At 35.7% G+C, this 20599-nt stretch carries 18 protein-coding genes; 15 read left to right on the forward strand and 3 right to left on the reverse strand.

Translation table 11 applies throughout. The features are described 5' to 3' along the window. Window positions 1-101: 101 nt before the first annotated feature. The 12 genes from LZQ00_RS17425 to LZQ00_RS17480 all read left to right on the forward strand — a co-directional run bounded on the left by LZQ00_RS17425 (window position 102) and on the right by LZQ00_RS17480 (window position 16202). Entirely contained in the window at window positions 102-1730 is a 1629-nt protein-coding gene (locus tag LZQ00_RS17425; RefSeq protein WP_234510530.1) for a DUF6377 domain-containing protein, read from the forward strand. Window positions 1731-1941: 211 nt separating this feature from the next. Beyond that, window positions 1942-4920, forward strand: coding sequence for a SusC/RagA family TonB-linked outer membrane protein (locus tag LZQ00_RS17430; RefSeq protein WP_234510531.1), 2979 nt, complete (start codon window positions 1942-1944; stop codon window positions 4918-4920). Window positions 4921-4930: 10 nt separating this feature from the next. Beyond that, window positions 4931-6451, forward strand: coding sequence for a RagB/SusD family nutrient uptake outer membrane protein (locus tag LZQ00_RS17435; RefSeq protein WP_234510532.1), 1521 nt, complete (start codon window positions 4931-4933; stop codon window positions 6449-6451). A gap of 38 nt (window positions 6452-6489) precedes the next feature. After that, on the forward strand, window positions 6490-7962 hold the full coding sequence (locus tag LZQ00_RS17440; protein WP_234510533.1) for a glycoside hydrolase family 30 protein: 1473 nt from the start codon (window positions 6490-6492) through the stop codon (window positions 7960-7962). 11 nt (window positions 7963-7973) lie between these two features. Beyond that, window positions 7974-9311: a DUF5125 domain-containing protein gene (locus tag LZQ00_RS17445; protein ID WP_234510534.1), complete on the forward strand. Its 1338-nt coding sequence runs from the start codon at window positions 7974-7976 to the stop codon at window positions 9309-9311. Between the two features lie 153 nt (window positions 9312-9464). Continuing rightward, the gene (locus tag LZQ00_RS17450) at window positions 9465-9845 is read left to right on the forward strand and encodes a hypothetical protein (RefSeq protein ID WP_234510535.1); all 381 of its coding nucleotides are present in this window, start codon (window positions 9465-9467) and stop codon (window positions 9843-9845) included. Between the two features lie 159 nt (window positions 9846-10004). Further along, entirely contained in the window at window positions 10005-10334 is a 330-nt protein-coding gene (locus LZQ00_RS17455; RefSeq protein WP_234510536.1) for a hypothetical protein, read from the forward strand. A 106-nt stretch (window positions 10335-10440) separates the two neighbouring features. Continuing rightward, window positions 10441-11310, forward strand: a complete 870-nt coding sequence (locus tag LZQ00_RS17460; protein ID WP_234510537.1) for an MbnP family protein — start codon at window positions 10441-10443, stop codon at window positions 11308-11310. Window positions 11311-11319: 9 nt separating this feature from the next. Next, window positions 11320-12387, forward strand: coding sequence for a cytochrome-c peroxidase (locus tag LZQ00_RS17465; RefSeq protein ID WP_234510538.1), 1068 nt, complete (start codon window positions 11320-11322; stop codon window positions 12385-12387). 12 nt (window positions 12388-12399) lie between these two features. Continuing rightward, window positions 12400-13335: a transporter gene (locus LZQ00_RS17470; protein ID WP_234510539.1), complete on the forward strand. Its 936-nt coding sequence runs from the start codon at window positions 12400-12402 to the stop codon at window positions 13333-13335. Window positions 13336-13671: 336 nt separating this feature from the next. Next, on the forward strand, window positions 13672-14433 hold the full coding sequence (gene truA / locus LZQ00_RS17475; protein ID WP_234510540.1) for a tRNA pseudouridine(38-40) synthase TruA: 762 nt from the start codon (window positions 13672-13674) through the stop codon (window positions 14431-14433). Between the two features lie 5 nt (window positions 14434-14438). After that, window positions 14439-16202 carry an ABC transporter ATP-binding protein gene (locus LZQ00_RS17480; protein ID WP_234510541.1) on the forward strand — a complete coding sequence of 588 codons (1764 nt, stop codon included), beginning with the start codon at window positions 14439-14441 and terminating at the stop codon, window positions 16200-16202. A 57-nt stretch (window positions 16203-16259) separates the two neighbouring features. Here LZQ00_RS17480 and LZQ00_RS17485 read toward each other — a convergent pair whose 3' ends face one another. Then, entirely contained in the window at window positions 16260-16793 is a 534-nt protein-coding gene (locus LZQ00_RS17485; protein WP_234510542.1) for a hypothetical protein, read from the reverse strand. Between the two features lie 226 nt (window positions 16794-17019). On the opposite strand from LZQ00_RS17485, the gene LZQ00_RS17490 reads away from it, so the two are divergent. Both LZQ00_RS17490 and LZQ00_RS17495 read left to right on the forward strand, forming a co-directional pair. Beyond that, window positions 17020-17499, forward strand: a complete 480-nt coding sequence (locus tag LZQ00_RS17490) for a DUF4293 domain-containing protein (RefSeq protein ID WP_234510543.1) — start codon at window positions 17020-17022, stop codon at window positions 17497-17499. 63 nt (window positions 17500-17562) lie between these two features. Continuing rightward, a complete protein-coding gene (locus tag LZQ00_RS17495; protein WP_234510544.1) occupies window positions 17563-18036 on the forward strand; it encodes a hypothetical protein in 474 nt (157 codons plus the stop codon). A gap of 34 nt (window positions 18037-18070) precedes the next feature. Here the strand turns inward: LZQ00_RS17495 and LZQ00_RS17500 are convergent, their stop codons facing one another. Next, window positions 18071-18610: a tetratricopeptide repeat protein gene (locus LZQ00_RS17500; RefSeq protein WP_234510545.1), complete on the reverse strand. Its 540-nt coding sequence runs from the start codon at window positions 18608-18610 to the stop codon at window positions 18071-18073. A gap of 113 nt (window positions 18611-18723) precedes the next feature. Between LZQ00_RS17500 and ung the strand changes: the two genes are divergently transcribed. Further along, window positions 18724-19398 (forward strand): uracil-DNA glycosylase, encoded by a 675-nt coding sequence (gene ung / locus LZQ00_RS17505; protein ID WP_234510546.1) that lies wholly within the window; start codon window positions 18724-18726, stop codon window positions 19396-19398. On the opposite strand, the gene LZQ00_RS17510 is transcribed toward ung, so the two are convergent. Beyond that, entirely contained in the window at window positions 19395-20474 is a 1080-nt protein-coding gene (locus LZQ00_RS17510; protein ID WP_234510547.1) for a DUF6695 family protein, read from the reverse strand. The two genes, ung and LZQ00_RS17510, sit on opposite strands and share 4 nt — an antisense overlap. Between the last annotated feature and the right edge of the window lie 125 nt (window positions 20475-20599).

Here is a 20599-nt window from a genome sequence, read left to right on the forward strand (position 1 = left end):
ATAAAAAAGCGAGTGGACAAGATCTTGTCCACTCGCTTTTTTATGCGTTTTAAGTAAAATATCTATATATTTATCCTTGCACTGTGTGAATATTTTGGACAATGGTAAAACGTTTAATTGCTATATTATCTCTATTTTTTCTTGTTTTGGATGGATTTGCTCAAGACTTGGGCGATAGCTCCGACGTATATAGAAAGCTTGATTATGTAATGGAAAATCAGGATCTCTACATAAAAAAAAGAGAAGATAGAATTGTGCAACTCAAGCAAGAGGCAAATTTGGTACAGAAAGATGCACGTTTGTATCTTCAAAAGAATTACGAAATATTTAAAAACTATAAGAAATTTCAATCCGATTCAGCCCTGCGTTATATTACCTTTTGTAAACAGTTGGCATTGTCCGAACCTGATTCTGTTCGTATCGTTATTCATTTAGATTTAGCTTGGATTTATTCGACTATAGGACGATATATTGAAGCATCAGATTTATTGAAACAACTGAAACCAACTGCTTTACCTCGAACATTATTGCCTAAATATTACGATACCTATAGTGCTTTCTATAGTCATTATGGACAAAGTAATAACCATCAGGAATATTATCAGGCGAGTGAACGTTATCGCGATTCATTGCTGTTGGTACTCGATCCTACATCAGCGGAATATAAAAATACTTTTGCCATCAAAACGCTATTTAAAGGACAACGGGAAGAAGCTAAAAAATTATTCGAAGCGATGTGGGCTGAAAATAGAGAAGATAAGGAACAAACAGCGTTGATTGCTTATTTTATTGGTTTGATATACAAACAAGAAAAAAATATCCTTGCGCAACGATATTATTTTGCGCGTTCGGGCATCGCCGATATCGAAATCGCTAATCGCGATAATGCTTCTTTGCAAGATTTAGCCTTAACGTATTATGAGCTACGTGATTTTGATCATGCATTTAAGTTTATTGAAAAAGCAATTGATGATGCCATGGGCTGCAATGTTCGCTATCGTATTGTAGAAGGGACTTCTTTTTATCCAATTATCAATGCTGCCTATCAGAAAAAAATTAATACCCAAAATAAGCAACTACAAGTAATGCTTGTCGTCATCAGCTTTTTATCCCTCGTATTAATCATGGGATTGGTCATTATCTTCAGACAAGTGCAAAGATTGAGAAAGATTCGCGAGGAACTTTCAATAACCAATAGCAATTTGAGGAAATTGAATGAAGAAATCAATTATAAAAACACCCAACTTTCGGAGTCCAACCATATTAAGGAAGAGTATATCGCTCAGTTTTTTGATCTCTGCTCTAATTATATTGACAAAATGGAAGATATTCGAAAAGCACTTTTAAAGAAAGCAAGTAATCAACAATGGGATGCTATTAAGGAACAATTAAAATCCACACAAATGGTGGAAAGAGAAGTGCAACAACTGTATATTAATTTTGATCGTATTTTTTTAAATCTATACCCTTCATTTGTTTCTGATTTTAATGAACTCTTATTAAGTGATGAACAAATTTTACCCAAAAAAGGAGAATTCTTAAATACCGAACTACGCATCTTTGCATTGATTCGACTGGGGATTATAGACAGTGTGAAGATCGCTAGTTTCTTACGTTATTCACTTCGCACAGTTTATAATTATCGCACCAAAGTACGTAATAAAGCAATCGGAAATCGAGATGATTTTGAGGATCGTGTTCGCCAAATTGCTGTAATTGACCGTTCTTAAGCGTAAAACTAGTACTTTTTAGACACTTAATTGTTTTTCAATTTGCTGATAGTCATTGTTTTAAAAAAATAATCCAGTACTTTTTAAACTTAACCACTTTCATACTGCTCAGGGTTCTAGTAGCTTTGGTATAGTAATGGAGCAGGGAACTCTATTGCTATTTTGAGTAACTCTCAAACTAAATTATAATAACCAATTTTTATAAATTCATATGATTTTCTTTACTAAGAAAGCAACTCTTTTTATTTGGGTAACTTGTTTCTTGGCGATGATTAGTTCATCCTTCGCTCAAGGTCAAGTACAGATCAATGGACGCGTATTAGATGCGCAAGATCAGAAACCCTTGGGAGGAGTTACGATTGTTCAAAAAGGAACAACAAACGGTGTGTCTTCTAAGGAAGATGGACACTTTCAGATCTCCGTTCCATCGGGAAGTATTTTGTTATTGACCTACGTAGGTTATGAAACAAAAGAGGTGCAGGCCAGTCAATCGAATTTAACAGTGCAGTTAAGTGCTTCAACTAATGTCTTGGAAGATGTGGTTGTAATCGGTTATGGTTCTGTCAAACGAAAAGATGTGACAACGGCTATATCTTCCGTATCGACGAAAGACTTGGAGAAAAGACCCATTGTCAATGTTGGTCAGGCGATCCAAGGGAAAGCTGCGGGTGTTGCGGTCATACAACCTAATGGTGCTCCTGGCGCAGAAATGGCAATTCGTGTCCGTGGAACAACTTCATTTAATGGTAGTAATGATCCTTTATATGTAGTAGATGGAATACCTGTCGATAATATTAAGTTTTTGACACCCAATGATATAACAGATATTCAAATTCTCAAGGATGCTTCTTCTGCTGCTATTTATGGTTCAAGAGGTGCTAATGGAGTTGTTTTGATTACGACTAAAACGGGAAAAGTTGGCGAGGGAAAAATTACATTTGGAGCTCAAGTAACGTCGAATATTGTTAATAATACAGTAGAAGTGCTGAATACGGATCAATATCGAGATCTTCAAAACGAGATTGGTATGATCAACTTGCCTGTTGGATTGACCGATCAAACAGATTGGTTTAAAGAAACATATAAAACAGGGGTTCAACAAAACTATCAATTGACGATTTCTGATGGTACTGAAAAATTAAGGTATTATTTATCAGGGGGATATACCTATGATAAAGGGACGTTAAAAGGTGCATTTTTCAAGAAGTATAATTTTAAAGCAAATATTGATAATCAACTCCGTAAATGGTTAAAAGTAAATGCAAATATTACGTATTCGGATTACAACGACAACGGTATCACTTCTGGCTTAGGTTCTAATAGAGGGGGCGTTGTTACTTCGGTTATCACCACGCCAACCTATGCTCCTATTTGGGATCAAACTAATCCAGATCGTTATTATAATAATTTCTATGGGATCAATAATATTACAAGTCCAATAGAGAATTTGGCTAGAACAAAATATAACAACAACCGTGAAAATAGACTATTGGCATCAGGAAGTGCATTGATCACTTTTATGCCCAATTTGAATTTAAAGTCTTCTTTTAGTTTGGATAGAAGGAATGGCCTATTAACGACTTTCTTAGATCCTTTGACAACGGCTTGGGGTAGAAATCAATATGGTGAGGCATCCGATATTCGTAATATGAATACTGTATTGACTTGGGATAATGTCTTGACTTACAATAAGAACTTTGGTAAGCATAATATAGAAGCAATGGCAGGTTCGTCTTGGACAGATTCAAAATATACAAATAGTTATATAAACGGGTCTCATTATGCGAATGGTATTATTCAGACATTGAATGCGGCCAATAGGATTGCATGGGATGGCACGGGATCTGGTGGTTCAAATTGGGGAATTATGTCTTACTTCGCACGTGCCATGTATAATTATGATGGTAAATATTTAATAACGGCCAATATGCGTGCTGATGGTTCTTCTAAATTAAATCCAAACGATCGTTGGGGCTATTTCCCTTCTGTTTCAGCAGCATGGAGACTTTCCTCAGAAGATTTTATGAAAGATCTGGACTGGATTAATGATTTGAAAATAAGAGGGGGTTGGGGACAAACAGGTAATCAATCAGGATTAGGGGATTATTCTTATTTGGCTTTTAATGGTATCGAACGCATCGAATGGTTTAAAGTTGGACAAGAGAATGCTATTCCAAATATTACACAACCAACCACATTAAGAGCGACAGATTTGACTTGGGAAACAACGACACAAGCAAACGTCGGGGTAGATATAGCTGCTTTTCAAAATAGATTGACATTAACATTGGATTACTACCATAAAAAAACAACTAATATGTTAATGGAAGTTACTCTTCCTGCAGGATCAGCGGCAGCGAGTGTAATTAAACGTAACGAAGGGGAAATGACGAATAAGGGATTTGAAATTACCCTTGGTTCGAAAAATTTAAGAGGAAACTTGACTTGGAACACGGATTTTAATATCTCATTTAATAAAAATCGTTTAGATAAATTGGTATTAAGTCAACTTTATAATGATGCAATGACCAATGATAATGTGCATGATTATGCTGTTAGAAATGAACCAGGGCGTGCGCTAGGGGGATTCTTTGGATATATCAGCGATGGTGTTAATCCAGAAACAGGGCAATTGATGTACCGAGATTTAAATGGAGATGATAAAATTTCATCTTCTGATAGAACATATATCGGTGATCCGAATCCAAAATTTACTTATGGGATGACTAATAATTTCTCTTGGAAAAATTTTGATTTAAGCATATTTATCCAAGGTACCTATGGTAATGACATCTTTAATGCAAGCCGTATGGAAACAGAAGGCATGTACGATGGCCGAAATCAAACAACTGTCGTTCTTGATCGTTGGAAAGTACCAGGACAGATTACAAATGTACCGAAAGCAGGATTCGATATGAAAAACTCGACCTACTTTGTGGAAGATGGAAGTTATCTGCGAGTAAAAAATATTTCACTCGGTTATTCTATAGCTCCTGAACGGTTGAAGCATATTGGAATCCAAAAAATACAACCTTATTTCTCCGCTAGTAATCTCTTGACTTGGACGAAATATTCAGGTATGGATCCTGAAGTGAATCAATATGGAAATTCGGGACGTGTACAAGGAATAGATTGGGGAACTTATCCACAGAGTAGATCGTTTGTGGTTGGTGTTAATGTAGAATTTTAATTGAATAATCATGAAAAGAATATATAAAAATTCATTTTTCCGCTTTCTGGGAATTGCTTTGTTAGTTTCTTCTTGCTCACTAAATAGAGATCCACTTGACGGTTATTCAGATGAATCGCAAGGTATAACGGAGACTGGTTCTCAAATTGTCTTTAAGAATAAAAGTGAAGTTGATAATTTCTTGACAGGTATTTATCAACAAATGCGCGACCGTCAAGAACATTGGCACTTAGATTTATTGTTGATTGGTGACTCACATGCGGATAATTCCTATGCAGGAACAACGGGTGCAGAGGTTCTTCCTTTTGAAAATAACTCGATTGAAGGTTCTAACTCTGTTGTCGATCGTGATTGGGGTCGTTACTTGGAAGATATAGCACGTGCGAACCGCTTAATTATTAATGTTGATAGTGTAGCGGATAAATCCGTCAGTGATGCAGATATTAAGCTATATAAAGCACAAGGAAAAATCTTTAGAGCATTGGCTATGTTTGATATGGTGCGGATTTTTGGTTCTATTCCTGTGATTACAACTGCTGCAGGAGATATTACAGCAGAAAATGTGGAAGAGGTTTATCCACAATATTTTCCAAAACAAGCCACGGAAGAGGAGGCATATAAACAAATCGAAAAGGATCTATTGGATGCTTTAGCGGATGCACCAAATAACAATGTGGCAAATAAAACCTTGTTCACTAAATCAGTCGCACGTGCTATGTTGGCAAAAGTGTATGCAGAAAAACCGATTAGAGACTATAACAAAGTAATTCAATATGCAGATGCATTAGCTGCTGATGGATTTGATTTGAACACAAATTATGCAGACTTATATGCGCTTAATGCGGCAAATACAGATTTGGCGCAACGTAATACAAAAGAATCTATTTTGGAAGCACAGTTTATGCCTGGTTCAGGTAACTGGGCAACTTGGATGTTCGGTCGCGATTTGTCCAACTACGACAACAACTTTACTTGGGCGAAGTGGGTGACACCTTCTAGAGATTTGATTCAAACCTATACCAATGAAGGAGATCAGATTCGGATGGATCAATCCATTGTCTATTATACGACGACATGGAGCAATTATTATCCTGCAAATCATTATCCGTTTATGTTCAAGCTTCGTTCAGGTATGAGCAGCATCATCAAATTACGTTATGCAGATATTCTGTTATTGAAAGCAGAAGCGTTGATTCAACAAGGATCTAATCTTTCAGCTGCAGCGGATATCATCGATAAGATTCGAACAAGGGTAAATCTACCGAAACTAAACGTAGCGATACGTGGAAATAAAGACGCACTCTTTGAGGCCTATTTAAAAGAACGCCGTCTGGAGTTAGCTTTTGAAGGACAGCGCTGGTTTGATTTAGTTCGTTTGGATAAAGTGGAGTCCGTTATGAATGCTGTTTATGCGAAAGATTCGGGTAGAAAGACTCAAGTATATCCGTTCAATCAATATTCATATCGACTACCAGTACCACAAGCTAAAATCGATCAGAATCCAAACTTGGTTCAAAATCCAGGCTACTAATTAATTTGAATTTTATGAAACGCAATAATAATAAAACTATGATATATGCACTTTTGTTGTCTTGTTTGGTAACAGCAACATCTTGTAACCGCGATAGCTATACGCCCTCATCAACAAATTCAACAAAAGATAAAGGGGACGTGACGATTTATACAACAACGAATAATCGTTCACAAGATTTCAGCAAAGGATTTGTGGATTTCAGTACGAAATTTAATATGTCACCCAATACGATAACCCTAGATCCTACACAGAAATTTCAAACCATGGACGGTTTTGGGGCAGCAATCACTGGTTCTACCTGTTATAATCTGATGAAAATGAGTCAAGAAGATCGTACAAAATTTTTGACAGAGACCTTTTCTGATCAAAATGGTATGGGCATGAGCTATATTCGAATCGCTATTGGCTGTTCTGACTTTTCATTAAGTGAGTATACATGTTGGGATAAAGAGGGTAAAGAAAACTTTGGATTGCAATCGGAAGAAAAACAATATATCCTTCCAGTATTGAAAGAGATATTAGCTATCAATCCATCGATCAAGATCTTGGGATCACCATGGACGGCTCCAAAATGGATGAAAGTGAATAATCTGACAGATTTAAAACCATTTGATTCCTGGACAAGCGGTCAATTGAATCCTAAATATTACCAAGAATACGGATGGTACTTCGTACAATGGTTACAAGCAATGAAAAAAGAGGGAATCAATGTATCAGCGATTACCATTCAAAATGAACCGTTAAACCGAGGAAATTCCGCGTCGATGTATATGACTTGGCAGGAACAACAAGCTTTTATCAAACAAGCATTAGGCCCACAATTGAGATCAGCGTCTTTAGAAACAAAAATTTACGCATTCGATCATAATTATAATTATGATGATGTTGCCGACCAAAATGATTATCCTGTAAAAATCTATAATGATGCAGGAGCAGCATCTTTTATTACAGGAGCCGCATTCCATAATTACGGCGGGAATAGATCAGAACTATTGGATATTCATAATCAACGTCCAGATAAAGACCTTGTATTTACAGAAACATCCATTGGTGAATGGAACGACGGTCGTAATTTGGAAACAAGATTAATGGAAGATATGCGCGAAGTGGCCTTAGGAACAGTCAATAATTGGAGTAAAGCCGTTATTGTTTGGAATTTAATGTTAGATACAGATAAAGGTCCGAATCGGGAGGGAGGTTGTCAAACCTGCTATGGAGCCGTAGATATTAATAAAGCTAATTTTAAAAGTATTACACGGAACTCTCATTACTACATTATAGGACATCTTTCATCCGTAGTCAAACCTGGAGCCCTTCGTATTGGAGCAAGTGGTTATACAGCAGAAGGATTGGTTTACACAGCATTTCAGAATACAGATGGTTCATATGCAGTTGTCTTATTAAATGATGCCAATGAGAACAGAAAGATCACATTAAGTGATAAAAAGAATCATTTTAGCTACGAAGTGCCAGCAAAATCGGTTGTTTCTTATCGTTGGACTAATTAATATTTAAAATTATGAAAAGACTTATTTTAAATCTCCTTCTTGGAACTGCTGCAATCACAGCATTGTATTCGTGCAAAAAGGATGAAAAATATGTATATCAAGTCGGTGATCCCCAAATAGAATTAAAGTCAAATGTTTCATCTGCTCACTTTGGCGATAGTCTGGCTTTTCAAGTTCATGTTTCGGATTCGGAAATTGCGTTATCTACTGTAAAAGTACAATTGTTTTTCACAGATGATCAAGTTGCAGAAACAGTAATCCGAACAAAAGAAAATGGAGATTATAGCGGCAAAATATTCGTTCCTTTTTATAAAAATATTCCAGATGGTAAAGCTACAATTAAATTTATCTTACAGAATATTAGTCAAAAGACGACAGAGCAAGCCCATGAAATTGATTTGAGTAGACCTGATTTTCCATATTTGAACTTAGTAACAGCATCTAAGTCTTATAAAATGGAGAAGATTGGACCAAATAAATATGCTGCAACAGAAAATTTTCCATCTTCTATAAAAGGTTATATCCAAGCACCTAAAGTAGGTGCACTGGGTAATGAGATGAACTTTGGATGGGTAAATAATGTGATTAATGTGGGTTCTACTACAGAAATACCGTTTTCTAATTTAACTTCAGGGATCTATAGCATACAATTTAATACGCTGACTTATGAAGCATCGCCATTTATTAACATCTATGTTAATGGAACTTTGTCGACTCGTATCGATGATGATCATTTCAACGCAGAGTTAGACATGACAAAGGATGCTACTGTAACTGTTGATGGTATCGAAAATCTGAAAGATTGGTGGATCGATCCAGACTATTTCACAAGAAAATCTGATGGAAGTCTCAGTTTCAATGGTATAAGTGGAAAGTATCGGATTACCACAGATCTTAAATTAAAGTATTTCGTTATGGAAGCGATGAATGGTTCAGATCTAGCAACCTTAAACGCCGATGGAACGGGTGCTGTTTGGATAATCGGAGAAGGTATTGGTAAGCCAAGTGTAGCCACGAATCAAGTCGGATGGAATACAGATAAAGCATTATGTATGATGCCGATTGGTAATAAAAAATATCAAATAACAGTAAAAGCAGGTGAATCGATCAATGCTGATAATATCAACTTTAAGTTTTTCCATCAAAAAGGTTGGGGTGGAGAGTTCGGAGGAACAAGTATCAGTACTAATAGTGATTTAATTTTTATTGGTGATGGAACCAATGGGCGAGATGGAGGCAATCTAGGAATAGTCTCTGGTAAAATGCTCACTACAGGTAGTACCTATATCTTGACAGTAGATCTAAGTCAAGGAAATAGTAAGGCAATCCTAACGGTTACTAAGCTATAATTTGTTAGATCAAAAGAGAAAAGCCTTTACTCGAACACGAGTAAAGGCTTTTTATTGCTATATATTTTCCAATGGCTATAGATCAATTTTTTTATTTATCATGTTGCCCTTACACGATTATGTGTATATTTGTCAATAGATTTTCAATAATTGATGAAACAGAAACTGTTTATACTACTTATCGTACCCGTTTTGCTGCTGCAATCGATGACAGGTTTGTTTGTATGGACTGCTTTTCAGGCAAATCGAGATTATATTGCCAAAACACAATGTGAAAATCGTTTCAATGCAATGGCTTCTTCTTGTCATGGACAGTGTGTGCTGATGAAAAAAATGAAGAAGATCATGGAACATGAATCTAAAACCTCAGATACAAAATTTCAAGGATTTGCTATGGTTTCTTATTGGCAAGAAATTTTAAAACTTGATTTTTTGACACCAAGTTTGCTGTTAAGAAAAGAGTCTATTCTTGAATGGACGAACCTCTATCAATTTTCTTTTTCCAATAATCTGCTGAGACCCCCACTCTCTTAATATCTCTTCTCAGCGTCAAAGACGCTTTTAATACCATTTGTTTCATTCATCATTGGATGGTTTATCGAGCGAGATAGCCCCAATTCTGTTGTTATGTATTTGATTAGATTTCAGCGCACCATTATTTTTTTTATGCTGCTCAGCCTTACCTTTCAATGTATGGCTAGTTTAGGTATGTTGGCTTGGTTTGAAGCGAATCAATCCTACATTGCCCAAAATCTTTGTGAAAATAGGTTTCAACCCGCTATGCACTGTAATGGACAATGTATATTGATGAAGAAGATGAAAATGCTGGAAGATAAACAAGAACCGGATAAAACTACAGAGAGATTAGTTCAATTGCCTCAGATTTTATTGCCAAATTTACTGCTTACAGATTGGTTTGATGAAGAGACAGAGTGGGATAGGGAAGACTATCCTTACTTGAATGATTATTCTTTCTTATTCTTACGAAAATTAAAAATACCCCCTAAATTTCCTGTTTCTTAATACCCCTTTTTTCAGCATAAAGACTGGTTTTACCTCTAAAAGGTGGGACATGAGTACCATTATGCTCATTGATTCATAACTTTTATTCAATAAAAAAATTAAAAACATGAAATTTAACATTATAAAATACCTCTTTTTTATTCTTTCTGTACTATTTATTTTCACGTCTTGTAGTAAATCGGATGCATTAGTTCCAGATGCAACGAAAAAAGGAGATTTTTCTATCGAATTTGACAACCTTGTAGGAGGAAATAAGTTGGTACTCAACAATACGACAAAACCCTATAAAAATGCCTCTGGAGAATCCTTTACCATTTCTAGAGTACAATATTATATTAGTAATATTCAGTTAACAAAAGCAGATGGATCCATATATCGTGTGCCTCAAGATCCTGTTGATAGTAGTTATTTCCTTATTCGAGCAGATGTAGCAGCTTCTAAACACGCAAATATTAGTGTTCCAGAAGGAGATTATACACAGGTTTCTTTTGTTTTGGGAGTAGATAGTTTACGTAATACAATGGGACTTGAAAAACGTACAGGTGTTTTGGATCCTACAGTTGGTGATAGTGAAGGTGCTGGTATGTACTGGGGTTGGAATAGTGGTTATATTTTCTTTAAACTGGAAGGAAATTCCTCGGTATTGACGACGACAGAAGATCCAACAGGCAAACAACAGTTTAAATACCATATTGGTGGTTTTGGAGGAATGAATACACCTACAATCAATAATTTGAAGACTGTAACGCTCGACTTAAAGACAGCAGGTATTGCGCAGGTACGTTCGGGATATCGAAGTAATATCCACTTGTTTGTGGATTTAATGAAAGTGTTTGATGGAAAAACTACTGTTAAAATAAAAGAACATCCTAATCTGATGTTTGATCCATTTACAGCTACCATTGCTCAAAACTATGCGGGTATGTTTAAACATGACCATACAGAAAATGGAGAGAAAAGTGGTTCTGAAGAATAACTGCAGAGGATGAAAAAATTAGTTGTTTTCGGATTACTTCTTACACTTGTCTATGCCTGTCAGAAATCAGGAGAGGTGAAACCTGAGGTTTTAAAGTTTTTAGGATTTGAAAAACCAATTCATTTTCCTGAACCGATATATGCTTTTGAGAGTAATCCAATTACAGAAGCAGGATTTGAATTAGGAAAGCGATTGTTTCACGATCCCCTATTGTCACGTAATAATACAATTGCTTGTGCAAGTTGTCATATTCAGACAGCTAGTTTTACACATCATGGACACGATGTGAGTCATGGAATAGATGATTTAGTAGGTATTCGCAATTCTATTCCCATTATGAATTTAGCTTGGTCTAAAGAGTTTTTCTGGGATGGTGGTGTATTTAACTTAGATCTTGTCTCAGTTGTTCCCATCGAAAATCCAGTAGAAATGGATGAAAAGATGCCGAATGTTATTAAAAAATTGCAAGCAACGAGCCATTATGCTGAACTCTTTAAAAAGGCATTTGGGACAGCTGATATTACATCAGCTCGTCTGTCCCAAGCTTTATCTCAATTTATGTTGATGGCTGTCAGTGACAATAGTAAATATGATCAGGTGATGCGTGGTGAACAAGGAGTGACCTTTACCGAGGAGGAGAAGCGAGGTTATATATTTTTTAAAGATAAGTGCAGTGCCTGTCATACTGAACCGTTGTTTACAGATCGGCAAATGCACGATAACGGATTAGGTCCTAATTTAGCTGGGGATGTGGGAAGGTATGCGATTACCTTGAATCCAAAGGATAAATATAAATTTAAAGTACCAAGTCTGCGCAATCTTGCTTATTCTGCTCCTTATATGCACGATGGTAGTATCTATACATTAAGTGCAGTTTTAGATCATTATCGTTTCCAAGTTCTACCAACGGAAAATTTAGATCCAATATTGAAACAGTCCGACGGAACGAGAGGTATCACAATGACGGAACAGAATAAAGTAGATCTACTTGCTTTTTTAGCGACATTAAATGATGCTTCTTTTGTTAAGAATGAGCTGTTATCAGGACCCACAGCTGTTGGGTTCAATTTGAATTAATAAAAAAATACCATGAAATTAAAAATAATGATACTCTTTAGCATACTGCTAATGGGATTTTCTAGTCAAGCTTGCGATATCTGTGGATGTGGTGTTGGGAGCTACTATATGGGTATACTACCTGAATTTAATAAACGATTTATAGGATTGCGTTATCAGTACAATAGTCTTCAAAGTCATTTGGGACCTCAAGGTGAACGAACTGCATTAACCGAAGATGAAAAGTTTCATATAGCCGAATTATGGGGAGCTTTTCAGATCGGCACTCGTTTTCGTGTGATGGCATTTTTACCGTATAATTTTAATAGCAGGGAAGCCGTTGGGATGGATGAAAAAACAAGTAAAAGTGGATTAGGAGATATCGCTGTAATGGGTTATTACAAAGTTTTTGAATCAACTCATCAGACTTCCAACAATCGCTTGTTCGCGCATTCCTTATGGGCTGGAGCTGGTGTCAAACTTCCAACAGGAAAATATGATGTCACGGAACGAGATATTTCCAATACAGATCAACCGAATAACTTTCAGCTAGGAACTGGAAGTACAGATTTTACAGCAAACTTAGCTTATGATGCGCGTTTGATGGATTTGGGTATGAATGTGAATGCTTCCTACAAAATAAATACAACAAATTCAGATGATTATTTGTATGGTAATAAATTTACAGGAAATATGTTGTTTTATTACAAATTTCTGTTGAACGAAAAGTTAAGAATAGCACCAAATGCAGGTGTTCGTTATGAAAATGCTGCAAAAGATTTGGCAAGTGGTCAGTTTGATGTAGCACAATCTGGAGGATATATGACATCTGCTATTTTAGGAGCAGAAGTTAATGTAGGTAAAGTTTCATTTGGAGCCAATTGGCAAGCTCCAATAAATCAAAATTTAGGCAATCATCGTGTAGAAGCAGGAAACCGTGTAATGACACACGTTTCTTTCTCTTTTTAGTATTGGCTTGCATAACAAGAATGCCTCTATGGATTTCATAGAGGCATTTCCGTTATATCTGTATCAGATTATGCTTGTAAGAGTGATTTTGTCAATTGGATGCTCTTTAACATATTTATATCTTTTAGTTTTAAATTGTTTCTGTTTAATTTATTGCTGAGTGAGTATAACAAACGGTAGAACGTTACAGAATTTATTTCATTTTAATGATCGAGTATATCATCGAATGATTTCGCTTTCATCCGTTGTACGTTTATTTTTTTGACTTTCATTTAGCAGTTCTACAACCCAAATATTCTTGTATCTTCTCGCTAATTCATACCTTTGTTTTTGAAAATGGAGAAAATTAGATTTTTTATAGAAATAGCTTATTTTGGAAAGAACTATCATGGATGGCAAATTCAAAATAATGCAGTTTCTGTACAAGAGAAGTTAAATCAAGCATTAGAAATTTTGTTGCGAGTACCAATTGAAACAATTGGAGCCGGAAGAACCGATGCAGGTGTACATGCTAAACAGTTATTCGTTCATTTTGATAGTGATTTTTCTGGCATATTGGAGAAGCCAGATCGTTTTTTACATGCTTTAAATGGTTTGTTACCCCATGATATTGCTGTTAAATCTATTTTTCCTGTTCATGCTGATGCACATGCCCGTTTTGACGCGGTACGTCGTTCTTATGAATATCATCTTCATTTCGAAAAAGATCCGTTTATTTACGCTTATTCATCCTATTTAAGGGACATTCCTGATGTAGAAAAGATGAATAAGGCAGCTGAGTTTTTGCTGGGAAAACAAGATTTTAGCTGCTTTAGTAAATCGAATACACAAGTGTTTACGAATATCTGTACGATAACAAGAGCGGAGTGGGTGTGGGAGGAAAAAGGTAAACTTGTTTTTCATATTACAGCTGATCGTTTTTTGCGTAATATGGTACGAGCAGTAGTTGGAACCTTGTTAGAAATCGGAATAAAAGGAAAACCAATTTCATTTATGGAAGAAGTCATCGCAAGTCAAAATCGGTCAATGGCTGGAACATCTGTTCCTGCACAAGGATTGTATTTAACAGAAGTGGCTTATCCTTACCTTGTAAATTAGAAAAAGTGAGTCAAGAGAAAATAGTAGGAAAAACATATGACGTAAATCTATTGCGTCGAATGATGAAGTACATGAAACCGTATGGAGCCATCTTTTGGATGTCGGTTATATTGACCATTTTATTGGCCGCAGTTGCACCAGCATTACCGATGTTGATTCAATATACATTAGATAAATATATTTTACAATTCAACACGAAAGGATTAAATTATATGTTTATCCTGATGGTTGTATTGGTGATGATACAGACATCCGTACGCTATTATCACACCTTGATGACAAATACATTAGGGCAGTCGGTGATCCGCGATATTCGAATCGAAATTTTCAATCATATAACCAGTTTGCGATTGAAGTATTTTGATAAGACAGCTTTGGGCAAATTGATCACCCGTACGATTTCGGATTTGGAGACAATATCCAATATTTTTTCTGAAGGTTTGATCCAAATTATTGGCGATTTATTGCAACTGGTGGTAATTCTAGGTGTGATGTTTTATACCGATTGGAAATTGACGTTAATTGTGTTGATTCCAATGCCCCTCATGATTGCTGCGACCTACATCTTCAAGGAAGCAATGAAATCTGCTTTTCAAGATGTTCGAAAATGGGTTTCTAATTTGAATACTTTCCTTCAGGAACATATCTCTGGAATGGGAATTATCAAATACTTTGCCCGCGAGGAGCAGGAGATGAATAAATTTAAAGAAATTAATGCACATCATCGAAATGCGAATATTCGTGCCAACTGGTACTTCTCTATATTCTTCCCCGTATTGGAAATTATCATGGCGATTGCTTTGGGATTGTTGGTGTGGTTTGGTTCCAAACAAATTTTAAGCGATGTCATCTCTCCAGGTGTTGTGGTAGCATTTATTATGTATATCAATATGATCTTTCGCCCAATTCGAGAGCTGATCGATAAATTTAATACACTTCAAATGGGAATGGTTAGTGCAGAGCGAATATTTGAAGTGCTGGATACAGATGAGCATACGCCAAATTCGGGAACGTTGAAGTCAAATCATATTCGAGGAGAAATCGAGTTTAAAAATGTTTGGTTCGCTTACAATGATGAAAACTGGGTATTGAAAGATGTTAATTTTAAAGTCGCTCCTGGAGAAACATTAGCGCTAGTGGGAGCTACAGGTGCTGGGAAATCTTCCACAATTAATATTCTGAGTCGCTTTTATGAAATTAACAAAGGTCAAATCTTATTGGATGGTGTCGATATTCGGGAATATGAATTGAATTTTCTTCGAAATACAATAGCAACCGTACTTCAAGATGTTTTCCTGTTTTCAGATTCTATCTTACATAATATAGATTTGCACGATGACAGTATTACACGCGAATCGATTATTGCAGCAGCAAAACAGGTTGGAGCACATGATTTTATTATGCGATTACCTGGAGGTTATGACTATCAAGTGCAAGAGCGTGGAGCCACTTTGTCTTCAGGTCAAGCACAATTAATTTCTTTCATACGCGCCCTGGTACACGATCCTCGAATCTTGATATTAGACGAAGCAACATCTTCTGTGGATACTGAAACAGAGGAACTGATTCAACATGCCATAGATAACCTGATGGTAGGTAGAACAGCCATTGTCATTGCACATCGATTATCTACAATTCAAAAAGCTGATAAGATCATTGTGTTGGAAAAAGGAGAGATTATGGAAATGGGTACCCATCATGAATTGTTAAATATTGACGGATATTATAAGAAACTATACGATCTCCAATTTCACTCTGTAGGAATATGATTTCAATAGTTATCTCAATCCTTTGGAGATAACTATTGAAATTATGAAGTATGCAATTTAACAATAAGCAGTTTCTATAGAGCTATCTCGCATGATCGTTTCCTCAGCTGGAATGTTAATATTTCCACTAATTTCTGAGCCTTTTCCAATTAACACGTTGCTTCCAATACTACTATTGGGACCTATATTGACAAAATCTTCAATGACGCTATTACTGGTAATCACAGCATTACTAGCGATGATACAATGATTCCCTATTTGTACATCCGGTGCTATGTATGCACCAGGCAAGATGATGGTTCCATGACCAATTTCTGCCCTTTTAGAAACAATAGCTTTAGGATGTATTAAGGAAAGATAAGTCCAATTTTGGTTCTCTAAAACAATTCTTTCCCGTAATCCTGTATCATGAATAGCAATGAAGAAACGTTCAAGTTCATTTTTTACTTCATGTTGTAAGTTCACTTGGTAATTAAATACGTCTTCAATCAATAATGATTTATCAATAAGTCCTGCGATTTCGATTTGGAGTTCCTCAGCAGTTTCAATAGCAATTTTTGCATGTGCGGTAGCGCCACAAATATATAACATACAGCAAAAGTAAAAATTAGGGAAACAAAAGTGAGCATAAATTGTTATTTACACGAGACTTTTGCTTGATTATCAATTTGTCTGTTCAAAAAGAATAATATATCATAGGGCGATTATTTCATATTTAATGATTATACATGTATAATATCTAAATAGATTCCAAAGCAATTATATTGTGTTTACAAGCAAATTTATATAAGTTTGTAACCAATCAATTTATTAAAAAATGATTCAACGTATTCAAACTATTTATCTACTCGTAGCTGGACTATTATTGTTTGGTTTATTTCTGTTCCCATATGTTCATTATAATGATTTGGTAGGTCTTGGCAAAGATGTAAAAGTCACAGGTGTTTATGGAACATCTGCAGGTCTGCCAACTCATGAAAGCGGTATTTCATATATCTTACAAATAATTGCAACTGTTGTTATTGGATTATTACCACTTTACACGATTTTTAAATTTAAAAATCGGAAGACACAAATTAAGTTGATTTTTCTAAGTATTGTTTTAATTATTTTACTTGCAGTTTGGTTATATACAAGCGCAAGTGGTCACTTAGCCACGGTTAATCAGTTTTTAGGCGCAGGAACGATTGGTGTAGGTTTCTTTTTATTGCCTATTTCCATTATTTTTTTATCCTTAGCATTAGGTGCAATACGTAAAGACGAGAAATTGATTAAATCTGCCGATCGATTACGCTAATCAAAAATAGAATTTAACAATACTGGCTATGTAAAAATTACATAGCTTTTTTTAGTTTTAAAAATGAGAAAAATTATCAATACCATCCTTATCATTTGTGCTGGCATGGTTGCTGGAAATCACGTGTATGCACAATCGGATAAGAGTGAAAAAGAACTGTTGGTTGTTGACGATGTTCAGATCGATGTAAAAACTGTACAAGTTGACCCCAAAACAAAAACTGCGTTAGTTGAATTGTTTTTGATTTCTTATACCAGAAATGGGCGAGAACTAAAACTGAACACCTATGGAACGAAGATTGTCGATAGTAAAGGGAGTCAGTATTTTTTTTCCACTATTGGCTTGGATAAAGTCTTGGTGAAATCACAAGATAAACAAAACTATATCAATTATCTGATGAAAATGGATGAACCTGTTATTCTGAAAATGACCGTTTCAGATTGGGTGAAAGAAAAAGGAAAACCAAAGGAATTGATACTTGTCTTTGAAGATAGCGAGGAAGAAGGACATTATATAGAAACGGCTGTTCAATTATAATTGAACAGCCGTTTCTATATCTTTTTTCTTTAGCTTATCGGCTATAACGAATCTGTTGACGATCCATCATACCCATCTGATCTTTCATCATTTTAATCTGATCAGCTAATAATTTGTTCTTATCGGCCTTTTTAGCTTCCTGTAAATATTTCTCTGCTTCGCGTTTGTTTCGTTTTGCCATAGCAATACCTGCTAAACTTAATTTTGCCAAAGCAATATTATGATCCATATGAAGGCCTAATGTCAATGCTTTTTTGAAGTACTTTTCGGCTTGCATAGGAGCACGTTGCGATTCAATCAATCCAATCAACATGTTGTAATATCCATATTGAGCAGGAATTAATTGCTTTTCGTAATTCGTGATCTTATTTAACCATTTCTCAGCCTTTGGCATGTCTTGTTTGCGTAAAAACCATTGGGCTAAAAGCATGTACTCATGAAAAAATACAGTCAAAAAACCAATTATTGTCAAGAATATTCCTAAAATACCCCATCCCCATTGGCCGAACCAAAACAAAGCGACCGTTCCAATTAATAGCGCACTGCTAATAATAATTCTTACAAGATTTGACATAAGTCTATATTTAATGTAAATGTATATCGAGTTTAATTTTGCAAATATCTGTTAAATTGTGCGGTTAAGCAACTTGTTTTAGTGGTTATTTTGTAAAATTGTATATTAGAAATATGGGAAAGCAATTTGACAAATCTTGGGAACCAATTTTGGCTCCACTCTTACATCAATCTTACATGGTTGATTTATCTAATTTTGTACAGCAAGAAAGAGCTCGAGGAAAAGTGTTTCCTCCAAGAGATCTAGTATTTAATGCTTTTAAACAGACGAGTTTAGAGTCGTTGAAAGTGGTTATTTTGGGACAAGACCCTTATCATGGCGATGGACAGGCACATGGATTATCATTTTCGGTGCCACAAGGTATTGCTCAACCACCATCATTAAAAAATATATTTAAAGAACTAGAAACGGATATTCCTCATTTTCAGACCCCTACTTCTGGAGATTTAACATCTTGGGCTAACCAAGGAGTTCTGTTGCTAAATGCGACGCTAACGGTCAGCGCTTATCAGGCAGGCTCCCATCAAAAAAGAGGTTGGGAGCAATTTACTGATCAGATAATCCAAGCTATTTCAAAGAAGAAGGAGGCGGTAGTTTTTATGTTATGGGGTGCATATGCACAGAGAAAGGCAGCTTTAATTGATAGTAAAAAACATTTAATTCTGACTGCTGTGCATCCATCACCATTGTCTGTTTATCGAGGTTTTTTTGGATGTCAGCATTTCTCTAAAGCAAATGCGTTTTTAGAGAAGCATGGTAAAAAACCAATTGAATGGAAATTGATTTAAGCAATCATTTCCGATGTGAGTAAAGATTTCAAATCTTCAACAGAAATATGTTGAAGATGACAGACTTTTATCTTTTTGTTATTCTGGATAATATGAGTCACCAAAAGATGGCTATCATAGGTAATGTTTATACCCGCAGTAGGGTGAAGTGTTTCTTCAGGTTCACCAATAACGGCATATTCAAAAAATCCAGTTATCGTAAATCGCTGTATGAGCAGCTGATTATTTTTTAGTAGAGATAAGTCAAACCAGGCACCCTCCCCAACACCTCCGAGATACTGGGAGCTTTCGGGAATATGAGAAGGTTTGTGTTTCTGTACCATGCCACCAATGCTAATATCTTCAGGTAATAATGCAGCTTGTTTATGATAGACATTTTCACTTAATTTTTTGATTAAAAATAAAAGGGATTGCATCCTCGACATTTTGAAATTTTGTAATCCATGTTGAGGAGAATAACTGTAAATCATTTTATTTTCAGCAGAGTTGATGACGTTGCTGATGGGGCTCACTTTAATTGTTTCAGGGAAATTAATCGGATGTGTCCACCGAAAATGGGCAGAAGAAGCAAAAAGAAGTCTAGTGATAAATCGAGAGCAATTATTGTTCCCTTTTGCAACTGCCCCATAAGGATATGAACCTTTATATACCCATTTGTCTGCAAATGATTTTGCTTGACCAAAATTTATCCTTTTTACGATAGAGAAGTAGAGCTCACCATTCCCTTGCATAGCTGGTTTCATGGTCTCGAAATGAGCCACTATCGCTTCAATATTTGAAACATTGTTATCTTTGAATGTCGCTTTGAACTTGATTTCCAATAAAGGGTCAGAATCTTTTGATCGCGCTCGCCCATATCCTCTTGGAGAAATATATCGCCCAAAATCATAATACAATAACTCACCTGACGTTGCTGATACGATAACAATCCCTGTATGTCCAACTTTAAAGTTCAAATTTTTAACAATGCCTATTTTTTTAAAGAACATCATCCATTTTTCATCTCCTCTTATTGTGGCATCTGGCCAAGAAAGGATGAATGCGAAATCGTTATATGGTTGAGCATTATTTATCATAAGTTGAGACCCAAAGATAATAAATATATTTTGTTCAAGGCACTTTTAGGAACGTGAAAGGATAGCTTTGGAAAGCTGTATGTGAACTATTGGTAGGAAACCAAAGGATGGAAAAATAAAGGTTT

Origin of the sequence: Sphingobacterium sp. SRCM116780 (assembly GCF_021442025.1) — a bacterium.
In the GTDB taxonomy this organism is placed as follows: Bacteria; Bacteroidota; Bacteroidia; order Sphingobacteriales; family Sphingobacteriaceae; genus Sphingobacterium.

Excerpts from the sequence above, each read along its gene's own strand:
- LZQ00_RS17425 (WP_234510530.1), top strand. The coding sequence starts at position 102 with ATGGTAAAACGTTTAATTGCTATATTATCTCTATTTTTTCTTGTTTTG.
- LZQ00_RS17430 (WP_234510531.1), top strand. The coding sequence starts at position 1,942 with ATGATTTTCTTTACTAAGAAAGCAACTCTTTTTATTTGGGTAACTTGT.
- LZQ00_RS17435 (WP_234510532.1), top strand. The coding sequence starts at position 4,931 with ATGAAAAGAATATATAAAAATTCATTTTTCCGCTTTCTGGGAATTGCT.
- LZQ00_RS17440 (WP_234510533.1), top strand. The coding sequence starts at position 6,490 with ATGATATATGCACTTTTGTTGTCTTGTTTGGTAACAGCAACATCTTGT.
- LZQ00_RS17445 (WP_234510534.1), top strand. The coding sequence starts at position 7,974 with ATGAAAAGACTTATTTTAAATCTCCTTCTTGGAACTGCTGCAATCACA.
- LZQ00_RS17450 (WP_234510535.1), top strand. The coding sequence starts at position 9,465 with ATGAAACAGAAACTGTTTATACTACTTATCGTACCCGTTTTGCTGCTG.
- LZQ00_RS17455 (WP_234510536.1), top strand. The coding sequence starts at position 10,005 with ATGGCTAGTTTAGGTATGTTGGCTTGGTTTGAAGCGAATCAATCCTAC.
- LZQ00_RS17460 (WP_234510537.1), top strand. The coding sequence starts at position 10,441 with ATGAAATTTAACATTATAAAATACCTCTTTTTTATTCTTTCTGTACTA.
- LZQ00_RS17465 (WP_234510538.1), top strand. The coding sequence starts at position 11,320 with ATGAAAAAATTAGTTGTTTTCGGATTACTTCTTACACTTGTCTATGCC.
- LZQ00_RS17470 (WP_234510539.1), top strand. The coding sequence starts at position 12,400 with ATGAAATTAAAAATAATGATACTCTTTAGCATACTGCTAATGGGATTT.
- truA (WP_234510540.1), top strand. The coding sequence starts at position 13,672 with ATGGAGAAAATTAGATTTTTTATAGAAATAGCTTATTTTGGAAAGAAC.
- LZQ00_RS17485 (WP_234510542.1), bottom strand. The coding sequence starts at position 16,793 with ATGTTATATATTTGTGGCGCTACCGCACATGCAAAAATTGCTATTGAA.
- LZQ00_RS17490 (WP_234510543.1), top strand. The coding sequence starts at position 17,020 with ATGATTCAACGTATTCAAACTATTTATCTACTCGTAGCTGGACTATTA.
- LZQ00_RS17495 (WP_234510544.1), top strand. The coding sequence starts at position 17,563 with ATGAGAAAAATTATCAATACCATCCTTATCATTTGTGCTGGCATGGTT.
- LZQ00_RS17500 (WP_234510545.1), bottom strand. The coding sequence starts at position 18,610 with ATGTCAAATCTTGTAAGAATTATTATTAGCAGTGCGCTATTAATTGGA.
- ung (WP_234510546.1), top strand. The coding sequence starts at position 18,724 with ATGGGAAAGCAATTTGACAAATCTTGGGAACCAATTTTGGCTCCACTC.
- LZQ00_RS17510 (WP_234510547.1), bottom strand. The coding sequence starts at position 20,474 with ATGATAAATAATGCTCAACCATATAACGATTTCGCATTCATCCTTTCT.